The organism is Pedobacter terrae (assembly GCF_900100705.1).
Taxonomy (GTDB): domain Bacteria; phylum Bacteroidota; class Bacteroidia; order Sphingobacteriales; family Sphingobacteriaceae; genus Pedobacter; species Pedobacter terrae.
This window is the reverse complement of sequence record NZ_FNCH01000034.1, coordinates 1-25818: the sequence shown is the minus strand read 5'-3', so window position 1 is coordinate 25818 and position 25818 is coordinate 1. Positions and strand designations below refer to the sequence as shown.

Here is a 25818-nt window from a genome sequence, read left to right as displayed (position 1 = left end):
GGTACTTTGTGGCTCAGGCAGTCCCGTTATCCGCTTTACTGTGTTGCACTCCGTGTTCGCTACTACCGGGTTTATTTTACAAAAGGGGAGAAGCTTTTGGCCAATAGCTTAAAATTAGTTCCGGAAAATTAAAACTTAATAAGCAAATAAATTAAGGAGTACGCCATTCTACGACTTATCTCAATGTACTTTGTCTTTAAAATATTTATTTTAGCCTCATGTCAAATCATTCCTTGCTCGAAACCATAAAAACCACCCTTCAGAAAAGCAAAGTAGAAAAATTAGCGGCCATCGCTTCAGCAGATAGCTTTTCGGTAAAAGACCTGATCGATTTAAGTTTTTATCATGATCAACAGATCGGGTTTCGGGCGGCATGGATTTTAGAAAATGTATTTGTTAACCATCAACAAAGGTTTTTAATTCATGCGCTTTATTTCCTGGAGAAATTCCCACAACAGCGCAATTTATCGGCATTAAGGCATTATGTTAAAATTTTAGCCCTTATGACGAAAAGAAATGCTTCAATAGAAATGAAAAATATTATTGCCGATTATGATACCGATCATTTGGTAGAAGTTGTTTTTGCATGGCTCATTGATGAGAAAATCCCTGTGGCCATAAAATCACATTGCCTTAATATTTTGGCTAATTTAAATGTTAAACACAGATGGATTAAGGAAGAACTCTCACAAACTATGGATTTTCTGGTGGATAAAGAAAGTATAGGGTTCTTTGCGAAGGTGAAACAGATCAGGAAACAGTTGGCAGTGCGCAGTTGACAGTTTTCAGTTAGCAGTTATCAATTGGCAGTTGACAGTTATCAATTGGCAGTTGGCAGTTTTCAATTATCAATAAACTAATGACTAGTGAACAATGAACCAATGACTAATGAACCAATGACCAATATTCAGTTAACATAGCGTCAAATCTTTTAATTGATTTCGAATTTGTTTTTCTCTTTCAGCTTTAGTCTTTGAGCTTTTAGCTATTTTTACCGAATGAGTACAACATACGATATCATATCAAAAGTTATAAAAGAACGTCGCAGTATTTTTCCTGCCAGCTATATCAAAAAAGAAATTCCGGTTGAGGTGATTAACCAGATTTTAGAAACTGCCAATTATGCACCCACACATAAGTTAACCCAGCCCTGGCGCTTTGTTGTAATTAGAAAAGCCGGATTGGCCAGGTTAGGTGAGGAGTTAGGTAAATTATATAAAGCGCTGGTTTCTCCACAGCAGTTTCTACAGAAAAAGTATGATAGTTTTGGGGAGAAAACGGGCCAGGCTGATTGTATTATTGCCATTAATATGCAAGTTAGCGGTAAAATACCTGAATGGGAAGAACTGGCGGCAGTTTCCTGCGCAGTACAAAATATGGCTTTAACTGCAGAAAGTTTGCAGGTTGGCGCTTACTGGAGTTCTCCACCGTTAATTGACCATTTAGGTGATTTCTTAAGGCTGGGTGAAAATGAGAAGTGCATCGGCTTATTTTATATGGGTTATCATAACGAAAAACCCTGGGCACCAAACCGAACTTCGATGGAAGAAAAAGTGAGGTGGATAGAGGAGTAGTTTTAGTCCTAAGTCGTCAGTTCTTAGTTCGTAGTCTTGAGTCCATAGCGGGGGATCCATCTTTCGCATGAGCCATCAACCATGAACTATTTACATTTTCTGTATCCCCGTTCCCCTTAACTATTTTACATTATCCATATTCCATTCTTTATATGTCTGCTTTAAAATCTAAACTTTATCAGCTTTGTTTGACTTTTATCCAAAACAGGATCGAAAATATTGAATATTCGCTGCAACAGGCCAGGCAGGCATCAAACGATGATACCAAAAGCAGCGCAGGTGATAAATATGAAACCACACGCGAAATGATGCAGCAGGAGATGGATCGTAATAGTAAATTACTGTACGAAGCAGGGCAACAGAAAATTGCTTTACAGCAGATTGAAAATGTAGAATCAGATCGATTGGTTAAAAACGGGAGCCTGGTGCTCACTTCAGAAGGTAATTTTTACATCAGCATTAGTGCAGGTGAACTGAATACCGATGGACAGAAATTCTTTGCGGTTTCTCAGGTTTCGCCCATTGGCAGAGTTTTGATTGGAAAAGCTGTAAATGACAGTTTTACGTTTAATGGGAAAGATTATTTCGTGAAAGAAATATTATAAGCGTTTTCCGTTGGCAGTTTTTGGTTCACAGTTTTCAGTTAGCAACGCACAGTTAACCAGTTTAAACAATTCCCGATTAACCAATAAGTCCCCGCAGATTTAAGATGATTAACGCAGTCTGGGTTCCTACGTTTTCAATTCACAGTTAACCAGTTTAAACAATAACCATTATTTGATGATCAACTGTTAACTCATAACTAGAAGCTGCAAACTACTTTATGCCCATCCGCTGTGCAAAAGCCGGTACCAAATAAGCCTTTACGTCCGAATATGGAATAAATATTACAATCTGTCCCTGCGCATAACTGGCTACCTCATATGGGTTATACATAAAAGCGATCCCGTTCGCATTGAAATAAAAGTTGTTGTTCGGCTTTATAAAATCATCAAAAAGCACAGTGTTTAAGGCATCTTTGGCTTTAATATTATATTCTTTGCGAAGATTGCGTTCTAAAATACCTTGTAAAGTATTCGAATCGATTTTAACAATGTCGCTCAATACCATTTGTTTTTTGTTCTTCACGTCCAAACAGTACATTACACTACTATAATTGCCATGTGCCCCGCCGGTATAAGCATCGGCCAGGAAATCGATTACCACATAACCATTATCGTTATAATTAACCGATTGCTGACTGTTATTGGTGTAGTTCATCCAGGCCTCATAATCATCACCCTTGCTATTTTTTGATTGTTCGGCAACCTGCAATTTATAATCTTTAAAATAGTCTGCAGCAATATTTTTAAAACCAATTGACCGTTCAACCTGCGCTTTTATTTCAAATATCTTTTTAAGTTCGGTATTTAACCAGTTGCCATATTCATCTGAATTTTTACTTTCCAGGTATTCAAAGCTAATCTGTGCTGCGGGCGATTTGGCCTGATTGGCAAAAGCTTTAACCGAATCTTCATAAATGCCTGCATTGAACTGATAACTTCCTTCAGGATATTTTTCTTTCAGGGCAATTGGGTATTTTTTTGTTTCATCGCCACTTTCCCATGTGCCATCAAAGCCATTTCCATTCCATTTTAATTTTAAATGTGGTGATTTTGAATCCTGAGTAAAGTATGATTCATAAAAACTATACTCGGTAAGTACCACGCTATCTTTCCCGATTAGCGTATCGGTTGATAGGTTAAGCCATGAGCCGTCGTAATAATAAGAACCGCTTACATCATCTTCAACTTTTTGCAGGTGCATGACTACCTTTTTGCCCGCAATGGTGCCTTCTAATCTCTTGTAAAAACTATTGGTAAGCTCTTTTTTAACAATGGTTTTTCCATCAGTTTCTTCACTATTTTTGTTCCCGTTCTTCGGGTTGTTGCAAGCCGATATTATCGCTAATCCAAAAAGGCAAAAAAGAAAAGAATACTTCATAAAGCAATGATTAAGGGTTTTGAATGTTGAAAGGTTATAAAGCTGGATTTAATTTTTCCATCTTATAACCTTTCAACTTTTAATCATTAACCCCTTTGCTAGGCTTTTGTTTTATTAAAACTTTTATTGATGCTGTAGTAAAGGTTTTTTGCGGTGTATCTTCCCGGATCGATTATTCTTCTGATGGTGTAAAGCGGATAGTTTTCATCTCTTGAAGTAGACAGAATAAATGAAGCCTTAAAGCCATGTTCCTTCAGTTTATGCAGGGTAGATGATTTGTAAACGCCGTAAGGAAATGCAAAATATTCTACTTTTTTACCGGTAATTTGTTCCAGTTTCTTTGTGGGCTCATCAATCTGGGTCGTCCAATCCGCATCGGTAAACTGTGCAAAATTTTTATGATCGTAAGTATGGCTGGCAATGGTATTGCCCTCGTCAGATAGTTTTTTGATTTGCTCTTTAGTCATGTAATTGATCCGTCCTTTTCTACCGATGGATACCGTCATGATAAAATAAACGCCTTTAAAACCGTACTTTTTCAAGGTGCTGTTTCCAATAGTGAATTGATCTTCATCCGTATCGTCAAAAGTAATCATAATTGGTTTTTCAGGTAATTTAGTACCGTAAACCAGGTAATTATACAACTGATCGGGCAGAATAGAATGGTAGCCATTATCGGCCAGCATTTTCATGTGTTCCCTGAATTTATCTGGGGCAATAATATCGTCATGCGCCCTTTTACTATCGCTGGCAATGTTGTTTCTAATCTGGTGGTAACAAAGAACAGGCACCTCTCTGCGGGCCAAAATGGTTTTGTTATCGGCCGGTTTGGTATTTATAGAATCTGTTTTAACCTTTTCGGTAGCATTGGCAACGGTTTCTTTTTTTTTTGAAGCTTTTGAAGACTGGCAAGAGCTTAAAAGCAGCGTAGAAACTGCGGCATAAAGCAGAAAACTTTTCATAAATACGGTCTTTTCTAAAAACTGTTTTTAATGCTGTTGCTCAATGTTTTTGGCGACCAATAACCACTGGCAATAATCCGGCGGATCGTAAATAACGGATCTTTTTCATCACGTTTGGTTGATAATTGGAAAGCCATTCTGAAACCACGTTTTTTAAGCTCTGGGATACCTTCGGCATTCCATAAACCAAATGGATAAGCAAATTCGGTCATTTTTTTGCCTGTAATTTCTTCCAGTTTTTTAGTTGGCTTGTCTAATTGTTCTTCCCAATCCTTGCCCGCGTATTTTTTGAAGTTTTTATGATCGTAAGTGTGGCTGCCGATCACGTTTCCTTCGTCTGAAAGTTGTTTAATCTGCTCTTTCGTCATATAATCCACGAACTTGCCTTTTCTGCCGATCGAAACGGTCATGATGAAATAAACCGCTTTATAGCCCAGTTTTTCTAATGTTGGACGCACAACGGTAAACTGGTCCATGTCAGTATCATCAAAAGTTAACATAATGGGTTTGCTTGGTAATGCAGCACCAGTATTAAGGTAAGCATAAAGCTGATCTGGTAAAATGGTATGATAACCACTATCGGCCAGCATTTTCATCTGATCTTTAAAATTCTGAATTTCTACAATATAATCTTTGCCTACTTTGCCATCAGTTGGTTTCCAGTTTCTTACCTGGTGGTAACATAAAATCGGAACTTGTTTTCTGGCTAAGATCGTTTTAGCATCAGCTACTTTTATTTTCGAAACATCAATGGCAGCAGCTTTGGAATTTTCGCTGGTTTGTACTGTTTTTCCGGTGGAATCTGTTCCTGTAGAACTTTCTGTTTGTGATTTAGATTGGCAGCTGGCCAATAAGATTGCTCCGGCTGTTATTAAGGTTAAAAAGCTGTATTTCATTATGAGTATATATGGATACAAAACTATAAAATCCCCCAATTATTTATCCATTAAAATTTATGGTATTAATAATTAATTTTAGTTGTAGGAAATTAGGCTAACTATCGCATTTATTACATATCAAAGCCTGTTTAATATCCGTTAATTAAATAATTTAGCAGCTCAAACAAATTTTAATGAATAAACTCTACAAATTTCTGCTGGGCGCGCAGTTTTTATCCTTAACTGTTGCTGCCCAAAATAAAACATTTACCCTAACCGAAAATATTCAGTCACAGCCCAAGGCAAATTATCAGCTTGCTTCGCGTTTTTCGCCAAATAAGTTGAAAAAAATGGTGTATTCTACTGCTGTTGATCCACATTGGTTAAAACTGAGCAACCGTTTTTGGTATACTTTCGAAAGTCCGAAGGGAAAATTCTGGTACCTGGTAGACCCTGCAGCCAGAAGCAAAAAGTTAATGTTTGATAATGCCAAACTCGCGGCAGATATTACGCTGATTGTTCGGGATCCGTTTGATGCAGAACATTTGCCGCTGGAAAACTTAAAATTTGCAGCCGACGAAAAAAGTATTTCTTTTGAAATCAAAAGCAGTGTTGATGAGTTGAAAAAAGATAGAAAAGATAAAAAAGCTGCAGATTCTATGCAGAAAAAAATATTTTCTTTCAAATACGAACTGGCCAGTGCAAAATTAACCGAGGTGCCAAATTTCAGTAAGCCAAAGCCAAAACCATCATGGGGATCTGTAGCCCCCGATTCTTCGGCTATTATCTTCTCCCGCAATTATAATTTGTATTGGATGGATAAAGACAATTACAAAAAAGCGGTTAAAAATGAAGATGACAGTACCATTGTAGAACACCAGCTTACTAAAGATGGTGTAAAATTTTATTCTTATGGAAGTGATGGCGATGGCGAGAACAATGTGGAGAATGAAAAAAACAATAAAAAACGTCGTGGTGCTTACGTACTCTGGTCGCCGAATTCGAAATATTTTGTGTTAGACCGGACCGATTCGCGCAAGGTGAAAGATCTTTGGGTAATTAACAGTGTTACACCTGGCCGCCCAACTTTAGAAACCTATAAATACCAGATGCCAGGCGAGGCGGAGGCGCCGCAGGATGAAATTTTATTGTTCGATTTTGCGGCAAAATCCTATAAAAAACTAAATGTGGCTGCATTTAAAGATCAAAGCGTATCAGTTTGGAGCAAACCAGCTTTAAATAAAGACCGTGATAACGAATTCCGTCCTTCTATTTGGTTGGGTAACAATAATAGGTTCTATTTTTCGCGCACCAGTCGCGATTTAAAGCGTATCGACATCGGTACCGTTGATATTGCCACAGGCAAGGTTACGCCATTAATCGACGAACATTTTAATACTTATGTTGAGGTTAACCGCCCGGGTTTAGTTAACGATGGGAAAGAATTAATTCACTGGAGTGAGCGCGACGGTTGGGCACATTTTTATCTTTTTGATGAAAATGGGAAGCTGAAAAATCAGATTACTAAAGGCGCCTTCCACTGCGAGAGCATTGTAAATATTGATGAAAAAAAACGCATTCTTTATTTTACAGCGAACGGTAGGGAAGGTAAAGAGGATCCTTACTACTTGCATTTATACAGTATCAATTTCGATGGTTCGAACATGAAATTGTTAAATGCCGGCGATTTTGATCACCTGGCAAACATGAATGATAACAACACTTTTTTTGTAGATAATTATTCGAGGGTAAATACGGCACCAAAAGCGACGCTTTATGATGGGACAGGCAGAAAAGTAATGGATCTGGAGACAACAGACCTATCATTGTTAATGGCCGCAGGCTACAAATTCCCTGAGCCTTTTAAAGTAAAAGCAGATGACGGGATAACTGATCTGTATGGCGTCATGTATAAACCTTTCGATTTCGATCCCAATAAAAAGTATCCAATCATTGAGTATGTTTACCCTGGACCACAAACCGAAGCGGTAAATAAAGCTTTCAGCAAAAGCATGGACCGTACCGAACGTTTAGCGCAATTTGGTTACATCGTAATTACAGTTGGCAACAGAGGCGGAAACCCTTCTCGTTCTAAATGGTACCATACTTACGGTTATGGTAATCTACGCGATTACGGTTTGGCAGATAAAAAAACGGCTGTTGAGCAATTGGCTGCCAAATATCCTTATATAGACGAATCTAAGGTGGGTATTACGGGTCATTCCGGTGGTGGTTTTATGTCTACGGCAGCCATGTTTGTGTATCCTGACTTCTTCAAAGCGGCTGTTTCAAATGCCGGAAACCATGACAATAGTATTTACAACCGCTGGTGGAGCGAAAAACATCATGGGGTAAAGGAAACCATTTCTTTGAAAGGCGATACTTCATTTAAATACAGCATTGATAAAAACCCTGATTTGGCTAAAAACCTGAAGGGACATTTGTTATTGATGCATGGTGATGTAGATAACAATGTACATCCGGCAAACTCTATCCGTGTAGCCAATGCGTTAATGAAAGCAGGCAAACGTTTCGATTTCCTGATTATCCCTGGGCAGCGACATGGTTTTGGAGATATGACAGAATATGCTTTCTGGAAACTGGCCGATCATTTCAATAAATATTTAATTGGCGATTTTTCTGAACCGAGTGATGTTGATCTGGTAGAAATGGACAGAGATATTGAGCAGAACGGAAAATAATTTCATTTAACCACAGATAAAAGGAAGCACAAATTTGATCAGTTCCTGTCTGTGGTTAAATATTTTTACTGCAAGCCATCTGTTTTTCGAAACAAAGTTTCCCGCCATGGTTTGTGTCCTCACAAACCATTTTTTAGACAAGTCGTCATTGCGAAGCTAATTTTCATTAGCTGTGGCAATCTACACAGTAAGTGTTTGTTTTACTGTTACATAGTTTTTGGAAAGCAGGCTCCGGTTTTCTTCGGTTATTGCAGTCCTGCTATTGCCTATAGTCCCGATTTGAATTTTCTTAAATACAATATTTTCTTCAATCGGGCGCTATTTGGCGCTATCAGGTTTAGAAACAAAGTAGATGCTCATGCAGCCTCAAAAATGGAATGCTGCCCGGGCCTACTTAGCCCCGGTTGAAGTGTTACCCTGCAGCAACGAGGTACGAGGCAGCGAAGCGTATAAACGTAAAACGGGAGGAAACTTAATGTTTTTCAGTGGCAGTGCGCTTCAGACTAAAGAGAAGTATTTAAGCGCTAAATTCATTATGCGTTTGGGATGTGTTAGTTATGGAACTCTCATGATGGTAGGTACGTTCAGGAATCATTATCTTTCCATTTTTTTGGAAAGCAGGCTTCGGCTTTCTTCGGTTATTTCAGTCCTGCTATTGCCTATAGTCCCGATTTGAATTTCTTATATACAATTTTGCTTTAAATCGGGAGCTATTTGGCGCTATCAGGTTTATATAATTTAGCGTTTGTGTTCCAAATGGAACTTTTCAATGGCAAAATTTTTCTCATCTTTTCGGCGAGGTTCGTGCCCTCAGAAACGCAGGTCATTTTATCCTCGCCATGGTTCGTGTCTTCACGAACCGTTTTTGTTTTGCCAATTTCGGTTATTTCATTCTTGCTATTGTTTATAGTTCCGATTTGAATTTTCTTAAATACAATATTTTCTTAAATCGGGCGCTATTTGGCGCTATCAGGTTTATATAATTTGGGGTTTGTGTTCCAAATGGAAAGTTCAATATCAAAAATCCTTTCTCTTGCCAAGGTTCATGTCCTCACGAACCTTTTTATTTTTATGGCGACTCTGCCACCTCAAAAATGGAATGCTGCCCAAGCCATTTAGCCCCGGTTGAAGTGGTACCCTGCAGCAACGAGGCACGAGGCAGCGAAGCGTATAAACGGAAAACGGGAAGAAACTAACTGTTTTGCATTGGCAGTGCGCTCCAAAACCAAAACTCAACATACTAAGACCTGGCTTTTAGAACGTCTGGTTGATAGACTTTCAATCATCTTAAATATCTCTTTTTTTAAAAAAAAAGCCCCGAATTTTCGGGGCTTCTGATCTGTTAAGGTAATCAGTCAATATTATTATTTGTAAAGGTAATTTACGGCAATTACGTCATTTGCATTGAAAGTGCGGTTGCCGCCGTTAGAACAGGCTAACATGAATGAAGCAGCATCAGGATTGGAAGGTGTTCCTGGTATTCTTACCGCACCAACGTTTGATGCACCTTCATTGCCGGCTCCACTTGAACCACAGCTAAAAGCACGGTTCATGTAATCGGTATGACGGAAACCAATGCAATGGCCAACTTCATGCTGGATCACAGAAGCCAGGTACAATAAATTAGGATTGGAACCGTAGGCAGCGGAATTGGTATTCATTTTGATCTGGTTAAAAGGCTGACCTGATGATGTTGGGAAACCGGCAGAGCCCAAGGTAATAAAACCACCGCTCGGACCTTCGTTAAAACCTACAACATTAATGTTTCCGGTTGTTCCGGCGCTGGCCCTTTGGAAAGTGATACGTAAACCCAATGAGTTGTATCTCGAAATCATGGTGTTTACCGCATCGCTATATACCTGAGGCAGGTTGGTTACCGATACTGTAATTACACGTGGTAAAGATTTAACAATGTTTGTGGTTCGGTATTGTTCAGTTTCAGCAATATTTAAATTTGCGCCGGTAGAAGGTTCAGCTAGATTATCGTCGGTTAAAAGGATATCTCCCTCTACCAGATAACCTTCATCTATCTTACGAATGTTATCGGTACTAAAGCCAAGTGATTTGATCTGAGATAGTTTGCCCGCAGAAATTTCGGTTTTGCCTTCTACTGCATTTTCTGTATTATTATTCTTACAGGAATATAGATTGGTGAGCAAAAGGCATGCGGCAGCAAGCGATAAAAAATTGGTTGTTTTCATCTTAGTTAGAATTAAATTAGTTTAGGTTGAATAAGTTAGTTAATAATATTTGCGGATTACCTTATAAATCCTAATTTAGGGAACATATATCATGTAACCAAAATTTTATAATAAAATAATTTTTGAAAGTCAACACTGTATTTTTAGTTTTATCTTTTTGTCTGTCTGTTTTTGGTCTAAACGCACAGGTACAACCTGGTGGAATAGATAAAAAAAATGAAAAATATGTTTCCAAAACAGGTAATGTTTTAAAATTAAGCGACGATGCGTCCGTTTTGGTGAGGTTTAACCGAACGTTAACAGCAGCAGAAATCCAATTATTAAAGCCCCAAAAAAATCTGTCAGGCGATTATTTCATTGTCAAAAAATCACATGTTTCTAACTTCTCTAACAGTATAGTTTATCAGGAAAAAGCCAATGGACTTTGGAAGGTTAGTGACAGGTTGATGAAAGTGCTGAATAAAAGCAGTAAAAAGAATGATTCTATCCTGGTTAGACTAGCCTTCAAAAATATAAACGCCTTACCAGATGCTGTTGCAAGTTTAAAGATTAAATCAACCGACAATATCAACAATATTTGTACTCTTTACTTATCGCCAGGTGAATTAATGTTGTTGCTGGAGCTTAGTGATATCTTATACGCGGATGTTTTGCCTGTAGCAAAAGAGGAAGTTGTTATTAATGGTCTCGATCTGGCCCTAAACCAGATCTCTAACGCCCGGGATCTCTTTCCAGGTATTGATGGCGGCGGCATAAATGTTTCTTTTAAAGAGGGGATGTATGATGCTGCCGATCTTGACTTATTGGGGAAAACTGTTGCCGGAGCCATTATTGGCAAAACGCCCACCACCCATGCTACCATTATGGCTACCTTAGCTTTGGGCAATGGCAATTCCTTTATCAGGGGTTTAGGTGCAGCACCAAAGGCCAAACTTGCCTATTCTGATTTCACTAACCTGATGCCCGATCTGGTTACCGATTTAAACAAGCTTCAGGTTAGGGTTCAAAATCACTCTTACGGTACCGATATCGATAATGATTATGGAATGGAGGCTGCGGCATATGATAAGCAGATTTTTGAAACCGATACTTTGATCCACGTTTTTTCTGCAGGAAATAAAGGAACTGCCACGCCATCTGCAGGGTTTTATCAAGGGATGACAGGCCGTGCCAATTTAACCGGCAATTTTAAGCAGGCAAAAAATCTATTGGTAATAGGAGGGATCAACAGGGAAAATGTTTCCGAAAATCAGAGCAGCAAAGGCCCGGCATATGATGGCCGTGTAAAACCAGAACTGGTTGCCCTGGGCGAAGATGGAACATCGGGTGCTGCAGCCATTACCAGTGGATCAATCGCACTGTTGGAGCAATTTTATCAGCAGAAATATAAGAAAGCGGCCTCTGCTTCATTAATTAGGGCAACAGTAATTAATTCTGCTGATGATTTAGGTACGCCACAGGTTGATTTTGTTTATGGCTACGGAAAACTCAATGTAGCCCAGTCGTTAAAAACTTTAGATGAAAATAGGGCATCACTTTATAAAGTGGCTAAAAATCAGGATCTATTGATTCCTTTGACTATTCCGGCTAATGTAGCGGAAGTGAAACTAACCATCGCCTGGAACGATCCTCCCGCTGTTGTGAATAGCGCACAAAGTTTGGTTAACGGGTTAGACCTAAGTCTCGAAACACCCGCCGGGGATTTCATATTGCCTTGGGTATTAAGTAGCTTTCCTCATTTAGACTCGCTCTCAAAACCAACTGTGCGTAAGGCCGATATGATCAATAACGTTCAGCAGGTTACGCTTGATAATCCATCAGCTGGTGTTTATACTGTTCATGTTAATGGTAACAGAATCAAACAGGGCGATAATCAACCTGTCGCATTGGCTTATCATTATACATTAAAAAACACGTTTTCCTTTGTTAGTCCGGTAAAAAATGAATACTTTTTTGCTAATGAAGATAACTACATCCGCTGGGAAAATACTTATACAAGCAAGACAGGAAATCTATCTGTAAGCTATGATGAAGGTAATACCTGGAAACCTATTGCCACTGGCATTGATTTAAGTAAAGATTTTTACCATTGGATCCCACCAGATTTGTTTGTTAAAGCCATGATAAAAATGGAAGTGGAGGGAAATGTAATTTGGAGTGAATCGTTTGTTGTTTCTAGCCCGAGGATGTTAAAAGTTGGCTATGCCTGTAAAGATGGTGTGGTGCTTAACTGGAATGCACAGCCTGGTGCAAAAGACTACACCTTATATAATATTGTTGATAACACCCTTTCTCCGGTTTTAAACCTTACCGATACCATTGTAAAGCTTGATGCCAGTAACATTAAGAGTAACTATTTTGCTGTGGCCGCAAATGGAACGGATTTTACGGGCTTAAAAAGTTATACCATTGATTATACCCAGCAGGGGATTGCCTGTTATGTGAAAAATTTATTTGCGTCACTGGCTGAGGATAATCGGGTAAGAATTGACCTCAGTATTGGGACCAGTTTGGATTTAAAGAATATCATCTGGGAAAAGCAAACAGGACCAAATACTTTTAGTGTTTTACAGCAAAGCAAGCCCATTTCAAATCAGCTGGATTATACCATTTTTGATGAAAAGCCAAAAACCGGAATCCAATTTTATCGGGTTACTTTTGAAACCGTTAACGGCCAGATAAAGAGCGATCTGGTATCGGTGGTGGTTCTGAAGGAGAACGAGTTTTCCTTTTTTCCTAACCCTGTAGCTGATTATTTAACCATCTTGAGCGGCTCATTTGAAGATTACAGTTTATCTGTTTTTAACATGTTAGGACAGAAGGTTTTTGAAGAAAAAGCCACCAGTTCGAGTAAATTTATGCTTAATGCTTTATCTACAGGGGTATATGTCGGGGTGATCAATAAAAATGGGCAGCAATTGAAGAAATTTAAGCTGATTAAGAAATAATTTCTCGATCAGATCTCCCCATAGGCGTACCCTTTGAACGCTGCGGTTGAGATGGCGATCCTTTTTAGCTAATATGAGAATCTGCTGTTTTCGCTGTATTTTAAGCAATTAGACCATTCAGAAAATAATTAAAATGAAAAAACTCCTTCTACTTTCCAGTTGCGCATTACTTTTCTTTGGTTCCTGCAAGCAAAGCGCAAAAAGTACTGATCTTAATGCCGATTCTTTAGCTATAAAAGCCATTAATGATTCTAGTTTAACCCAATATTTATCTGTTATTGCTGCTGATAGTTTAGAGGGAAGAAAACCCTTTACCAACGGCGAAACCAAAACCATTAATTATTTAAAAAACCAGTTCGGGAAACTAGGTCTGCAGCCAGGCAATGGAAATAGTTTCTTCCAGGAAGTACCCATGGTAGAAATTAGATCGATACCGGAAGATAAAATGGTATTAAAAGGGAAAACTGCTTCGCTAACCTTAAATTATTTAACTGATTTTGTGGCTGGTACCCGCCGCGTACAGGATGAAGTAAGTATAAGTAACTCGCCGCTGGTTTTTGCAGGTTATGGTATAGTTGCCCCAGAATACGGCTGGAATGATTATGCCAATCTTAATGTAAAAGGAAAAACTGTCGTGGTGTTGATTAATGATCCTGGTTTTGCCGATTCTACTTTATTTAAGGGCAAAAATATGACTTATTATGGCAGATGGACCTATAAATTTGAAGAGGCAGCCCGTCAGGGAGCTACAGGGATTATTATTGTTCACGATACCGAGCCAGCGGCTTATCCGTGGACAGTTGTTCGAAGCGGTTGGTCTAAATCTAAACTTACGCTGCAAAGTGGAGATAATGGAATGAGCAGGGCTATAGTAGAGGGCTGGATTACTTTAGATAAAGCGAAGAAGCTATTTGCATTAGATGGAAAATCATTTGATCAATTGGCTTTAATTGCCCGTAAAAAAGGTTTTAAGGCTGTTGATTTAAATATTACCACCTCATTAAAAGTTAAAAATACCATCAAGAAATCAGTTACCTATAATGTATTAGCTAAAATACCTGGCGATAAACGCAAGGAAGAAGCAATTATTTATTCGGCACACTGGGACCATTTAGGTATAGGCGAGAAAGTACAGGGCGATTCTATTTATAATGGCGCGGTTGATAATGCAACAGGGGTAGCTGCTTTATTTGAGATTGCTTCGGCATTTAAAAAGTTGCCTAAAGTAGCTGGACGTACCATTTTGTTTATTTCTTATACCGGAGAAGAGCAAGGCCTTTTAGGATCAGAGTATTATGCCAAACATCCTGTTTTTCCATTATCCAAAACCGTTGCCAACATCAATATGGATATGATGGGCATAGCAGGTAAAACTAAAGATGTTGTCGTCTACGGCTTTGGTCAGTCAGAATTGGAAGATTATGCTGCGGAGGCCGCTAAAAAGCAGGGACGGGTAATTGTACCTGATCCTGTTCCATCATCTGGCTTATATTACAGATCCGATCATTTTAATTTGGCCAAGGTTGGTGTGCCATCGTTATTTACGGGTTCGGGTGTAGATAATATTAAAGAGGGTAGAGAATGGGGATTAAAACAAGTGGCTGATTTTACCAAATTCCGTTATCATTCGCCACAAGATAATTTCGATGCTAAAACATGGGATTTATCAGGCATAGTAGAAGATGTACGGATGCTTTTTGATATGGGGTACCGCATCAGTAATGAAGTTTCATATCCAAAATGGAAAAACGGATCGGAATTTAAATCCATCCGGGAAAAGAAGTAAAAACAAAAAGCGTCCTGATTTAATATCGGGACGCTCTTTGAAAAAAAGTCATTTTATTAAATTTCCCCTAAGGGAGGATTAATTAAAAGTAGAACTGTACACCTAATCTTGGTGCAAAAGTATCAGCGTTTAAGCCAAATGTATTGGTTTTAACTTTAGCGTCAGTTCCTTCAGCTTTAACAGTATAGTTGTCATAGCTTAAACCTTTAACTGAAAGTTCGATACCGATTTTTTTGGTTGGGAAGAAAGCAAAACCTGGAGCAAGTTCTACACCGATATTAGTAGTTTTACCTAATTTAACTGCGTTGTCGCCGTTAGCATCAGTTGCTTTTAATTCACCAAAAGCCAATGGCACTGATAATTGGCCGAAGAATTTGAATTGATCAGATAAACCAACATAGTAACGGCCAAAAGGAGCAACTTTAAATGCACCAGTCTCAGTTCTCTTGCTTACAGTTTTATCATATGCGTAACCAACACCTGTACCAATGGCAAAGTTGTCGCTTACAAAATAACCAACACTAGGTAATACACTGAAGCTGAAATCAGCTTTCGGAGCGCCATCTACTTTAGTAGAGTTTACACCAACATTACCACCTAACATAAAATTTCCTTTTTCAGTTTGTGCTTGTGCGCCATAAACTAAACCAGCTACTGCTACTAAAGATAATAATAATTTTTTCATCGTTTTATTATTTATTTGTTATAAAAATATAGTCAATTTTACTATTTTAATTTCTGACTATATTTGGCTAAAAGTCAACACTTGTGCCAAAAAACTCTGTTAATGTTATTAAAATAACAGTTTTTGGGTAACTTGTTAGCTTACAAACAGATGTGAATTTAGTGTTAATTCAATATTATTTTCCTGTGACAATAAATCAATCGATTGATTAATTTTTGGGTCATGTCAAATTGACAATCTGACTTTTTTTGAATAAATGTCAGGCTTTTTTGTAGCAAAAATGGCAGTCTTGTAGAAACTTGGAATGTTTTAGATTAAACCTTACATGCCGAAATGAGATTGTCTATTTTCTTTTGAATGATAGAGATGGTTTTTTCGTCATTTAAATTTCCATCTGCATCGAATTTATTCTGGGCCTGGGCAATCAAAACTTCCGGCTGTAAAACCGGATTCATATTTAAGAAAGTAAAAACAGGTAAAAATGCAGCTTGCATCCTAACGGTTCCCCACATGCCTTGAGTTGCGCCCATTAGTGCGACGGGTTTATGCATCAAGGGGGAATCTTTTCCACGGCTGGCCCAATCAATAGCATTTTTTAATCCGCCGGGGATAGAATAATTATATTCGGGAGATACAATAATAAAAGCATCTGCATTGGACAGGGCATCCCTGAATTTAACCACACTGGCTGGTCTTTCTTCAACCTCAGGCAAATCATGGTCAGCATTGTAAACCGGAACATCATCATAGGCCACAATTTCGAATTCGATACCTTCAGGAATTAAACTACCTGCAATGTTAAGCAACATGGCATTATAAGAACCTTTACGTAAGCTTCCGCATAAACCAACAATTTTTCTGTTTTTTTCCATAGCTATAAAACGAACACTTTCCCAAAATGTTTGGTTTTTTGCAACGACAATCGTAAGGTTAAAAAAATATTATCATTAGTTTTGGCGTAAAAGCTAACCCCTTATGACCGAAAACAACCCTACAACTTCCATCATTGAAAAAACAGTTTTCCCGATACTTTTTGCCTTGAGTTTTTCGCATTTATTAAATGATACCATTCAATCATTAATTCCGGCAATTTATCCTGTCATTAAAACCAGTTACCATTTAAGTTTTTCGCAGATCGGGTTAATTACGCTTACCTTTCAGTTAGCTGCATCGCTGTTACAGCCTTTTGTAGGTTTGTATACGGATAAAAAACCTCAGCCCTATTCATTGGCGGTGGGCATGGGTTTTACCCTGATCGGTTTAGTCTCGCTTTCTCAATCCAGCCATTTCTATACCATACTAATTTCAGTTTCTTTTATTGGGATCGGTTCATCGGTATTTCATCCTGAAGCCTCAAGGATGGCACATGCCGCATCGGGAGGGAAGAGGGGATTGGCACAATCTGTTTTTCAGTTGGGTGGTAATGCAGGTAGTGCTTTAGGCCCGCTATTGGCCGCCTGGATTATTGTTCCATATGGCCAGTTCAGCGTGGTCTGGTTTTCAGTTATTGCCCTTTTGGCAATTGTTATTCTCACTTATGTTGGTAATTGGTATAAAGGATTTATGCTTTTGGGAAGTAAAAAGGTCAACATTCAAACCGTTGTAAATCAATTTTCGAGAGGGAAGGTGATCTTTTCCGTATGCATTTTACTCCTGTTAATTTTCTCGAAATACTTCTACATGGCGAGTTTAACCAATTATTTTACCTTCTATCTGATCGACAAATTTAAGGTTTCGGTACAAAGCTCACAGATTTATTTATTTGTTTTCTTGTTCTCAGTAGCTGCCGGAACCTTATTGGGCGGGCCAATAGGCGATAAGATAGGGCGAAAATATGTAATTTGGGCATCGATATTAGGTACTGCTCCGTTTGCTTTATTGCTTCCACATGCCAGTTTGTTTTGGATCGGGGTACTTATTGTTCCAATCGGGATGATTTTAGCTTCGGCTTTTTCCGCGATACTGGTTTATGCCCAGGAATTGATTCCCGGAAAGGTGGGGTTGGTTGCAGGTCTGTTTTTTGGATTTGCCTTTGGTATGGGCGGCATCGGATCGGCCTTGCTAGGGAAATTAGCAGATTCTACCAGTATTGAATATGTATTTAATGTTTGTGCTTTTTTACCTTTAATCGGTTTATTAACAGGTTTCTTACCGAATATTGAGACGAAGAAGAAATAGAAAAAAGGCGCTATCATAGATGAAATTGTTATCCTGAGCTGTCGAAGGACCTTGTTATAAATACAAAAAAGGCGTTTCGACAGGCTCAACGTTACAAACTGGATGTGGAATTACAATTATGATAGAGCCTCTAAATTTTTAGGTTAACGGGGTTAAAATAAGATATAAATCTTAAAACCTAAGTTATTGATGAATCCCTGGCTGCTTAAATTGAACGAAGTATATTCGCTTTTGGTAACATAACTATTGAAATTGACCTCATTTTGTTCCGTTTTGCTGTAGGTAATATCTGCGGATAATAAACTTGTTTCTAATGCAAATCTTTTAGAAACAAACCAGGTGATACCACCATACGCGCCTACAGCATATTGATTTGAAGTATAGCTGGTTGTTTGTGTTGAAGTAGTAAAAGATTGACTATTATTCTTACCATAGGTATAACCGGCTTTTCCTCCTGCATAGGCAAACAAGGTTTTTACCAATGGAAAATAACGCTGGTAACTTAAGTTTCCGCCGTAGCTTTTTAGCTCATCGTTATTCATGTTATTGTTATAGGTATTCTTATTTCGGCCATAAGTTAAATCCAATCCAATTTTATTGTTGTCTTTAAAAAAGTAGCCATAACCCAATGTAAATGAATTATTTTTGACTTTGTTTTCGTAATTGTTTACGGTGACTTTGTTTGTTGTTGAATTAACGCCAAAGCTTACTGCATTTGTTCCTTTTGTTTGCGCGAAACCGCATAGGGAGATACCCACGGCCATAGCCGTAACTAATAATTGTTTTTTCATTTTCATTTGTGTTTTTAATAATAAACTAAAAAATAATAAAAAACTATTTTTTTAGTTTATGTGATATCAAGTATTTGATAATCAGGTTAGAAAAAAATATAAAGATAGATTAGCTATTCAATCCTTATTTTTCATTAGCCTGGAGTATGAAGTAATAGATTTCGATTGCAGAGGGAAATAAGTCGCTACCGGTTTTTCCGGTAATCGATTTGATCTTTCCGTTCTCTTCAGGAAAAATGCTTCTGTTGTATTCAATCTGAGCACCACCTATTGATTTTATTTTTCCATTCTCTTCTTCAAAAATGCTTCTGTAGTATTCGATAGGGATATTATCAAATGACTTAACCTTACCATTTTCTTCTGGGAAGATGCTTCGGTAATACTCAATTTTTACATTACCTATGGCTTTAACCTTTCCATTTTCCTCTGGGAAGATACTTCTGTTGTATTCTATTTTTCTATCACCAATAGATTTGAGCTTACCATTTTCTTCTGGAAAGATACTTTTAAAATACTCAACCTGCTGTGCGTTTGCGTTGTAAATGGTCGAAAATAGAATGCCTGACAGGATTAGGCACCTTAAGATATACTTTGATATATTTTTCATGAGATGTAAAATTAGAAGTGAATATTAATGGTGAAAGTAGGGGTAAAGTTATCAAGCGCTAATCTCAAATTATTTTTCCTGTCGAAATTATATAATGATTCTTCAGCATAGTAATTTTGATGGAAGAAACTTAAAATCGGGAAAGAAAACTCAATGCTGGAATCGTTAGAAAGCATGTAAGCAAAACCTGGGCGTAAGCTTGCTCCAAAACCTTTAGCACGTGCATCGGTACGAATGAGGTAACCTTCGTCATCAATCCTGTTAAATGTGTTGATTTGGAGCAGCAAATTGGCCTGGACAAAAAATTTGAACCGATTTTTAACATCTACATATTTGCGTATAAAAGGCGATATGCCGAAGCTAAATTCTTTTGGGCCGTAACGGTCTTCGTATCTTCCATCTTCTTCGTCCCAAGAGATGTAACTTTCGCCGCGAAGTTTAGATAGGTTTAAGGGAAGTTCTAAGCCTAGGGCCAAATTATTAGCCAGAAAATAGCCTCCACGGGGTGTTGCTGTAAAAGTGTTTAAGCTTGGTGATGAACTGTTTTGTTTGGAGGTTCCAAAACTCAGGCTAATACCAGCGAAGCCGGTTCCCTTTTCAGTTTGGGCATAGCTATGCCAACTGATGGCGCATAGCAGCGCCATGATGATTAATTTAGGTTTCATTTTATTTGTGTTTTTGTGTGTAATCAATAATAATCATTATTGAAACAAAAAGCAAGAAAATGAACTGTTGTGTTAGTTGATTTTAAATAAAAAATCCATAGAAAATAGATCCTATGGATTTTTAATATTTTACAGGGCCAAACTATTGAGGTAGGTAAGCAGAAAACTCTTCAGGAATCCAGGTTTTATACTTTTCAGCCTCAGTTTTTGCCTTTTTGCTTACTGGTATTTTCCATATTTCAAAAAATGATGATAGGTTTGAATGGGTTGCTTTGCTGATGGATGTAAACCAAAGGTCTATGCGTTGCTCATTGCTCAATTGGTTTTCGTAATATTTTCTCGGATCCATTTCGCGGTATATTTTATTGGCTTTGATCATAGACTCCCATCCAAAATGTTCAATAATCTGGATATACATGCATAAAGCGGTAAAGGGTTCTTTTTCCCATTTCTCAAAATTAGGCTCGTTTTGAAGATAATTTATGACTTTCTTCTTTACTTCATCTCTATTTGCAATTCCATCGTGATTATATAATCCCTTTTTTAGTACTTTATCATATACATACATGGTATAAAGGTTAGTGGTTACTTCACTAACTTCATCCATATCAAGACCCCAAAATTGATGGCGATGACCTAACTCGTGAAAATGCCCCCAGCTTCCTTTTTCTTTGAGTATTTTTTCGTTTAGCATCCATTCGCAACTTTCGTCGTTCGGGGCCACAATTTTATCCCAGACTGTAAACATATAACCGTAAGCAACCTGGTTATCAATGATTATCCTTTCCGGATGAGTTCTGGTACGACTAATAATAGCTAAATCAGCATCTGCATCCATTATTTCGTCCCATAATTTTAATAAGGACTCAGGATTTTCTAGGGTTTTAATGCGATAGGTTGGTACGGTGAGTATAATTTTATCTGTAGCCAGCTCAGTCCATGGCGCAGGATTATTTTTGATGCTTGCCCATTCGGTCAGATTATTTTTTTCTAATTTATAATAGGGCGCTTTTACCACACCATTTGCGATAATACTGATTGATTGGAGTGAAGAACTATCTGGAATCCTGATATACAGCAATCCGCCATAAGGTGAAAAAACGGTTGTGGTATCTTTTTCCAGTTCAAATGATCTTGTCAGATCAAAACCTGATCTTACCAGGTTATCCATATGTTTTAAATCATCATTATGAATGCCGATTTGTGCCTTTAAATATTGAGTTTTATATTTTGGGTCAATCACAATGCTCACTTTTTCTCCTGCCGGCACATAAACGCCTGTGCTGTGTAACCTAAAATAGTTTGGATAAGGGTCAGCTAATCCTTGCGAACCTACTTTAACGGCCATATCAATTATTTCTGTGCTACGCTTAGCATTTTTAGGCACCTCTCCAGGAAACGATTTACTTTCCGGGTATATAAAATATGGTGACTTTTTTGTATTATGAGATTTATCAAAAAGGTATTTTGAGAATTGATAGCCTGCTTTTTTAGCGGCTGTTGAAATATCAATTGGGTTTTTTAATGTTGGTATCGGAAGTGAGTCGCTAATGGAGAGTATCGATTTTATTTTTCCGATCATCCTACTGGTATCTGCATTATTTGAAAAAGTCAGGTCTAGTGTAGGTTCTATACCGTAGGCATACTCAGTTGGGGTGGTCGCTTTAGGAGAAGATTTTGCCAGTTCGCTCAGAATATTCTTCAATAGAAGATAAAAAGGTTCTTTTGTTAGCGTCAAACTATCTTTGGCATGCTCAGCCGTAAACAGGGTATAGGCATTAAATATTCCTGCTTTACTTAATAAAGCATTTATTTTTATCAGATCATTTATATATGATTTATTGGGATTCCTGTGCTTAAAAATATATGGATACGGGGAGGCATAAACCAAATTTCCACCACCAGCTATATATTTTTCAAGTACTTTAAGCTGCGTTGTATCCTTCACGTCATTTGTTAAAAAGTAAATGTCGGTTTTGGGCTGTAATTTATTGGCATTGGCGATGTAGACTTTAGCTTTGTTGGCTTTTAATGCATTGATCAATGCTGCATCAGCTGTTTTGGTAACGGCTACTTTAAGTTTTTTAGGTTGAGTGCTGGCAGCCTGGATAATGTTTTTTAATAATTTTTGAACATTTTGATCGCTCAATAATTTGCTTTCAAAATACTCGGATGAGCCTATCGCAAAAATCTGCCCTTTTCCCAGGGTGCTGCTCATCATTACTGTTGCTAAAACATCAACTTGCGATGAAAGCAAATGTGTGGCTACGGTATGAGGTTCTTCGTTTGTGCTAAAGAATGCAGAAACAAATTTTCCTGTATCAGGCATAGGTAAGGTATTTATGCCTTTTAAAAGTGCTGATTTTTGAAATTTTTGAGCAAAACTTTGGGTGGCAAAGCATACCAGAATAGAGAGAAGAGCAGTTTTAAGATTCATTTTCAGGTGTTTATATCTGCAATTTTAAATATCTAAAATCATAGCTACAACACACTTTATGTTAAAAAACGCTAAATAAATTGGGTTTTAAGTACAACAGCTAATAACTAGTAACAAAAGTCCCTTCCAGATTTTATCTGGACGGGACTTAATTGCTTTATTTTAATCTTGTTTTTGATTCAGAAACACAAACTGGTGGTCGAACATATCTAACTTAATTTTGCTGTCTTTATCAATCTTTCCTGCTAAAATCTCTTTTGACAACTCGTTTAAGATTCTTTTCTGGATTACCCTTTTCAACGGTCTTGCACCAAACTGTGGGTCGTAACCCAATTGTGCCAACCAATCTAAGGCGTCATCACTGGCGTCCATTTCTATACCCATTTCGGCCAAAGTTTGCTGTACATGTTTAAACTGTAAGCTTACAATATTTCTGATTTCGCTGCGATTTAACGGCGTAAACATAATCAGCTCATCAATCCTGTTCAAAAACTCCGGACGGATCGTCTGTTTCAATACTTCAAACAATTCATTTTTGGTTTTCGCGATGACCTCATCGCGGTTTTCGTCGCTCAAATCTTTGAAGTTATCCTGAATTAAATGCGCACCAATGTTCGAAGTCATGATGATAATGGTGTTTTTGAAATTCACCGTTCTGCCTTTATTATCGGTTAAACGGCCATCATCCAATACCTGCAACAGGATGTTAAATACATCCGGATGCGCTTTTTCAATCTCATCGAGTAATACAACCGAGTAAGGTTTGCGTCTAACAGCCTCAGTTAACTGTCCACCTTCATCATAACCTACATAGCCTGGAGGCGCTCCGATTAAACGAGAAACGGCATGGCGTTCCTGGTATTCACTCATATCGATACGGGTGAGCGCATTTTCATCGTTGAATAAAAATTCGGCAAGGGCCTTTGCAAGCTCTGTTTTACCCACACCCGTTGTACCTAAAAAGATGAAAGAACCGATAGGTTTGCGTTTATCCTGTAAACCCGCACGTGAGCGACGGATCGCATCAGAAATGGCTTCAATGGCTTCGTCCTGACCAGCCACACGCTGGTGTAGCTCATCTTCTAAGTGAAGCAGTTTTTCACGCTCACTGGCAATCAGCTTTGTAACCGGAATACCTGTCCAACGGCCAACCACACCTGCAATATCATCAGCAGTAACCTCTTCTTTTAACATGCGGCTATCGGTTTGCTGGCTTTCTAAATCGGCTTTAAGTTTTTCAACCTTATCCTGGGCTTCCTTAATTTTTCCGTAACGGATTTCGGCCACCTTACCATAATCTCCGGCACGTTCTGCCTGTTCTGCCTCTAACTTATAATGCTCAATCTGCTCTAATTCATTATTCACAGCATCTACCAGGTCTTTTTCACCTTGCCATTTCGCTTTAAATTCATCACGCTCGGCAGATAGGTTAGCAATTTCTGCTGAAAGGTCTGCAACTTTTCTATCGTCTTTCTCACGTTTGATTGCTTCGCGTTCAATTTCCAGACGCATAATCTCACGGTCTAAAGCATCAACATGTTCAGGCACACTGTCCATTTCCATGCGCAGTTTAGATGCCGCCTCGTCCATTAAATCGATAGCTTTATCTGGTAAGAAACGATCGGAAATATAGCGCTGACTCATTTCTACAGCTGCAATAATGGCTTCATCTTTAATCCTTACCTTATGGTGTGTTTCGTAACGCTCTTTTAAACCGCGAAGGATCGAAATGGCATCCTGGGTATCTGGTTCTTCCACCATCACCTTTTGGAAACGACGTTCTAAAGCTTTATCTTTTTCTAAATATTTTTGATATTCATCTAAAGTAGTTGCACCTATGGCACGGAGCTCTCCGCGGGCAAGGGCGGGTTTTAAGATGTTTGCCGCATCCATTGCACCTTCACCACCACCGGCACCAACCAAAGTATGGATCTCATCGATAAACAAGATAATATCGCCATCACTTTGGGTAACTTCTTTAACTACTGCTTTTAAACGTTCTTCGAACTCACCCTTATATTTAGCACCTGCAATTAATGCGCCCATATCAAGCGAGTAAACCACTTTACTTTTCAGGTTTTCAGGCACATCTCCTTTAATAATCCTAAAGGCAATGCCTTCTGCAATGGCTGTTTTACCTACACCTGGTTCACCAATCAATATCGGGTTGTTTTTGGTTCTACGTGATAAAATCTGAATAACACGTCGGATTTCTTCATCGCGGCCAATTACCGGATCCAGTTTTCCGCTTTCGGCATATTCATTTAGGTTGCGGGCATATTTACTTAATGCCTGATAAGTGGCTTCGGCATTCTGATCGGTTACCCGGTTATCACCACGTAATTCTACAATGGCTTTTTTAAGGTCTTTTTCGTTAACACCTTGTTCTTTTAATAGCTTGGAAGTACTGTCGTTAATAGCTAAAATACCCAATAAAAGGTGTTCTACAGACACAAATTCATCTTTAAACTCTTTTAAAAACGTTTGTGCTTTTTGTAAAACACTATTGGCATTAGATGACAGATATACATTACTTCCACTCACTTTCGGGAACTTGGCAATCTCTGCGTCTAGATTTTGATTTAATACATTTAAATTAACGTTTAATTTCTTTAAAACATAAGAAACCACGTTTTCATCAACAGTAAGCAAACCTTTAAGCAGGTGTGCCGTTTCAATAGCCTGTTGCTGGTTGCCTTGGGCTATTTCAGAAGCCTGTTGAACTGCTTCCTGGGCTTTTATGGTAAAATTGTTGAAGTTCATATTGCATTTAAATCAAAACAAATGCCATGTTAGTTTTGATTTTCAAATCGGAAATTTTGTCGGTACATTTTATTGCTTAGTGACTAAATTGCTGATTTTTAATGGCTTATACTGAAGTTTTGTCTTGTATAATTCCTAACGTGGTATTTATCGCAGTAAAATACGGCGGTGTTTAGAAATTGATATGAAATGCCAGACCATTGTTAAATAGACCCCGGCTTGCAACGGGCAGGTGATTGAACGGAGCCCGAACGAAGTGAGGACTGGAGGGAGAGCAGGGCTATGGTAACCGAAACGCCCAGCACCCTGCTTGTCTAAATATTAACGATATAAATCTTCTTTAAGGTCCTTCGACAGGTTGCCATTGACAGAATCCAATAGTTTGGTCGTCATCCGATAGCTAGCTATCGGATCCCGCGCATGCGGGAACCACGAAGTGCTCAGCGAAGCTAATCTTAATACACGTTTTAATATTCCCATCCGATAGATTCTGTGTTAATTTGCAAATAAAATATGTTATTTTTGTTTCATGGGCGGTCAAGAACTAGCCAGTGTAGCGTGCTGATCCTTTAGGTTTAGTGCGCTACTTTCTTTTAAAACCGAGTATTCTTTTTGATATTCCTGTTTGCTATTATAAATCACATATATCATTTCTAAC

19 protein-coding genes are annotated in these 25818 nt (G+C 38.2%); 8 read left to right on the top strand and 11 right to left on the bottom strand.

Translation table 11 applies throughout. The features are described 5' to 3' along the window. Positions 1-218: 218 nt before the first annotated feature. The 3 genes from BLR60_RS23785 (at position 219) to BLR60_RS23775 (ending at position 2179) form a co-directional block, all read left to right on the top strand. Positions 219-779, top strand: a complete 561-nt coding sequence (locus BLR60_RS23785) for a hypothetical protein (RefSeq protein WP_090504838.1) — start codon at positions 219-221, stop codon at positions 777-779. A gap of 219 nt (positions 780-998) precedes the next feature. Then, the gene (locus BLR60_RS23780; protein WP_090504835.1) at positions 999-1574 is read left to right on the top strand and encodes a nitroreductase family protein; all 576 of its coding nucleotides are present in this window, start codon (positions 999-1001) and stop codon (positions 1572-1574) included. A gap of 152 nt (positions 1575-1726) precedes the next feature. Then, on the top strand, positions 1727-2179 hold the full coding sequence (locus BLR60_RS23775) for a 3-oxoacyl-ACP synthase (RefSeq protein WP_090504832.1): 453 nt from the start codon (positions 1727-1729) through the stop codon (positions 2177-2179). Positions 2180-2390: 211 nt separating this feature from the next. On the opposite strand, the gene BLR60_RS23770 is transcribed toward BLR60_RS23775, so the two are convergent. The 3 genes from BLR60_RS23770 to BLR60_RS23760 all read right to left on the bottom strand — a co-directional run bounded on the left by BLR60_RS23770 (position 2391) and on the right by BLR60_RS23760 (position 5415). Continuing rightward, positions 2391-3557, bottom strand: coding sequence for a DUF3298 and DUF4163 domain-containing protein (locus BLR60_RS23770; protein ID WP_090504829.1), 1167 nt, complete (start codon positions 3555-3557; stop codon positions 2391-2393). Between the two features lie 98 nt (positions 3558-3655). Then, positions 3656-4519, bottom strand: a complete 864-nt coding sequence (locus tag BLR60_RS23765; protein WP_090504825.1) for a polysaccharide deacetylase family protein — start codon at positions 4517-4519, stop codon at positions 3656-3658. Between the two features lie 14 nt (positions 4520-4533). Then, on the bottom strand, positions 4534-5415 hold the full coding sequence (locus tag BLR60_RS23760; protein WP_090504821.1) for a polysaccharide deacetylase family protein: 882 nt from the start codon (positions 5413-5415) through the stop codon (positions 4534-4536). Positions 5416-5591: 176 nt separating this feature from the next. On the opposite strand from BLR60_RS23760, the gene BLR60_RS23755 reads away from it, so the two are divergent. Then, positions 5592-8099, top strand: coding sequence for a S9 family peptidase (locus tag BLR60_RS23755; RefSeq protein ID WP_090504818.1), 2508 nt, complete (start codon positions 5592-5594; stop codon positions 8097-8099). Positions 8100-8457: 358 nt separating this feature from the next. Continuing rightward, a complete protein-coding gene (locus BLR60_RS23750; RefSeq protein ID WP_143009140.1) occupies positions 8458-8775 on the top strand; it encodes a hypothetical protein in 318 nt (105 codons plus the stop codon). Positions 8776-9463: 688 nt separating this feature from the next. Here the strand turns inward: BLR60_RS23750 and BLR60_RS23745 are convergent. Continuing rightward, positions 9464-10300, bottom strand: coding sequence for a M57 family metalloprotease (locus tag BLR60_RS23745; RefSeq protein WP_090504812.1), 837 nt, complete (start codon positions 10298-10300; stop codon positions 9464-9466). A gap of 122 nt (positions 10301-10422) precedes the next feature. Here BLR60_RS23745 and BLR60_RS23740 point away from each other — a divergent pair, with 122 nt between their 5' ends. Both BLR60_RS23740 and BLR60_RS23735 read left to right on the top strand, forming a co-directional pair. Beyond that, the gene (locus BLR60_RS23740; RefSeq protein WP_090504809.1) at positions 10423-13248 is read left to right on the top strand and encodes a S8 family peptidase; all 2826 of its coding nucleotides are present in this window, start codon (positions 10423-10425) and stop codon (positions 13246-13248) included. Positions 13249-13381: 133 nt separating this feature from the next. After that, complete coding sequence (locus BLR60_RS23735) at positions 13382-15034, top strand: M28 family metallopeptidase (RefSeq protein WP_090504806.1); 1653 nt, start codon at positions 13382-13384, stop codon at positions 15032-15034. Between the two features lie 82 nt (positions 15035-15116). Here BLR60_RS23735 and BLR60_RS23730 read toward each other — a convergent pair whose 3' ends face one another. Beyond that, complete coding sequence (locus BLR60_RS23730) at positions 15117-15719, bottom strand: outer membrane beta-barrel protein (RefSeq protein WP_090504803.1); 603 nt, start codon at positions 15717-15719, stop codon at positions 15117-15119. Between the two features lie 314 nt (positions 15720-16033). Continuing rightward, the gene (locus BLR60_RS23725; RefSeq protein WP_090504799.1) at positions 16034-16591 is read right to left on the bottom strand and encodes an NADPH-dependent FMN reductase; all 558 of its coding nucleotides are present in this window, start codon (positions 16589-16591) and stop codon (positions 16034-16036) included. Between the two features lie 103 nt (positions 16592-16694). Here BLR60_RS23725 and BLR60_RS23720 point away from each other — a divergent pair, with 103 nt between their 5' ends. Continuing rightward, positions 16695-17897 (top strand): MFS transporter, encoded by a 1203-nt coding sequence (locus tag BLR60_RS23720; RefSeq protein ID WP_090504795.1) that lies wholly within the window; start codon positions 16695-16697, stop codon positions 17895-17897. A gap of 152 nt (positions 17898-18049) precedes the next feature. Here the strand turns inward: BLR60_RS23720 and BLR60_RS23715 are convergent, their stop codons facing one another. The 5 genes from BLR60_RS23715 to clpB form a co-directional block, all read right to left on the bottom strand. Beyond that, positions 18050-18688 (bottom strand): outer membrane beta-barrel protein, encoded by a 639-nt coding sequence (locus BLR60_RS23715; RefSeq protein WP_167354814.1) that lies wholly within the window; start codon positions 18686-18688, stop codon positions 18050-18052. Between the two features lie 124 nt (positions 18689-18812). Next, entirely contained in the window at positions 18813-19295 is a 483-nt protein-coding gene (locus tag BLR60_RS23710) for a hypothetical protein (RefSeq protein WP_090504790.1), read from the bottom strand. 11 nt (positions 19296-19306) lie between these two features. After that, on the bottom strand, positions 19307-19960 hold the full coding sequence (locus tag BLR60_RS23705) for a hypothetical protein (protein WP_090504787.1): 654 nt from the start codon (positions 19958-19960) through the stop codon (positions 19307-19309). 142 nt (positions 19961-20102) lie between these two features. Beyond that, positions 20103-22397: a M60 family metallopeptidase gene (locus BLR60_RS23700; RefSeq protein ID WP_090504784.1), complete on the bottom strand. Its 2295-nt coding sequence runs from the start codon at positions 22395-22397 to the stop codon at positions 20103-20105. Positions 22398-22559: 162 nt separating this feature from the next. Next, the gene (clpB, locus tag BLR60_RS23695; RefSeq protein WP_090504781.1) at positions 22560-25160 is read right to left on the bottom strand and encodes an ATP-dependent chaperone ClpB; all 2601 of its coding nucleotides are present in this window, start codon (positions 25158-25160) and stop codon (positions 22560-22562) included. Between the last annotated feature and the right edge of the window lie 658 nt (positions 25161-25818).

Bases quoted from the DNA above. Each gene is read 5' to 3' on its own strand.
- BLR60_RS23785 (WP_090504838.1), top strand. From the start codon at position 219: ATGTCAAATCATTCCTTGCTCGAAACCATAAAAACCACCCTTCAGAAA.
- BLR60_RS23780 (WP_090504835.1), top strand. From the start codon at position 999: ATGAGTACAACATACGATATCATATCAAAAGTTATAAAAGAACGTCGC.
- BLR60_RS23775 (WP_090504832.1), top strand. From the start codon at position 1,727: ATGTCTGCTTTAAAATCTAAACTTTATCAGCTTTGTTTGACTTTTATC.
- BLR60_RS23770 (WP_090504829.1), bottom strand. From the start codon at position 3,557: ATGAAGTATTCTTTTCTTTTTTGCCTTTTTGGATTAGCGATAATATCG.
- BLR60_RS23765 (WP_090504825.1), bottom strand. From the start codon at position 4,519: ATGAAAAGTTTTCTGCTTTATGCCGCAGTTTCTACGCTGCTTTTAAGC.
- BLR60_RS23760 (WP_090504821.1), bottom strand. From the start codon at position 5,415: ATGAAATACAGCTTTTTAACCTTAATAACAGCCGGAGCAATCTTATTG.
- BLR60_RS23755 (WP_090504818.1), top strand. From the start codon at position 5,592: ATGAATAAACTCTACAAATTTCTGCTGGGCGCGCAGTTTTTATCCTTA.
- BLR60_RS23750 (WP_143009140.1), top strand. From the start codon at position 8,458: ATGCAGCCTCAAAAATGGAATGCTGCCCGGGCCTACTTAGCCCCGGTT.
- BLR60_RS23745 (WP_090504812.1), bottom strand. From the start codon at position 10,300: ATGAAAACAACCAATTTTTTATCGCTTGCTGCCGCATGCCTTTTGCTC.
- BLR60_RS23735 (WP_090504806.1), top strand. From the start codon at position 13,382: ATGAAAAAACTCCTTCTACTTTCCAGTTGCGCATTACTTTTCTTTGGT.
- BLR60_RS23730 (WP_090504803.1), bottom strand. From the start codon at position 15,719: ATGAAAAAATTATTATTATCTTTAGTAGCAGTAGCTGGTTTAGTTTAT.
- BLR60_RS23725 (WP_090504799.1), bottom strand. From the start codon at position 16,591: ATGGAAAAAAACAGAAAAATTGTTGGTTTATGCGGAAGCTTACGTAAA.
- BLR60_RS23720 (WP_090504795.1), top strand. From the start codon at position 16,695: ATGACCGAAAACAACCCTACAACTTCCATCATTGAAAAAACAGTTTTC.
- BLR60_RS23715 (WP_167354814.1), bottom strand. From the start codon at position 18,688: ATGAAAAAACAATTATTAGTTACGGCTATGGCCGTGGGTATCTCCCTA.
- BLR60_RS23710 (WP_090504790.1), bottom strand. From the start codon at position 19,295: ATGAAAAATATATCAAAGTATATCTTAAGGTGCCTAATCCTGTCAGGC.
- BLR60_RS23705 (WP_090504787.1), bottom strand. From the start codon at position 19,960: ATGAAACCTAAATTAATCATCATGGCGCTGCTATGCGCCATCAGTTGG.
- BLR60_RS23700 (WP_090504784.1), bottom strand. From the start codon at position 22,397: ATGAATCTTAAAACTGCTCTTCTCTCTATTCTGGTATGCTTTGCCACC.
- clpB (WP_090504781.1), bottom strand. From the start codon at position 25,160: ATGAACTTCAACAATTTTACCATAAAAGCCCAGGAAGCAGTTCAACAG.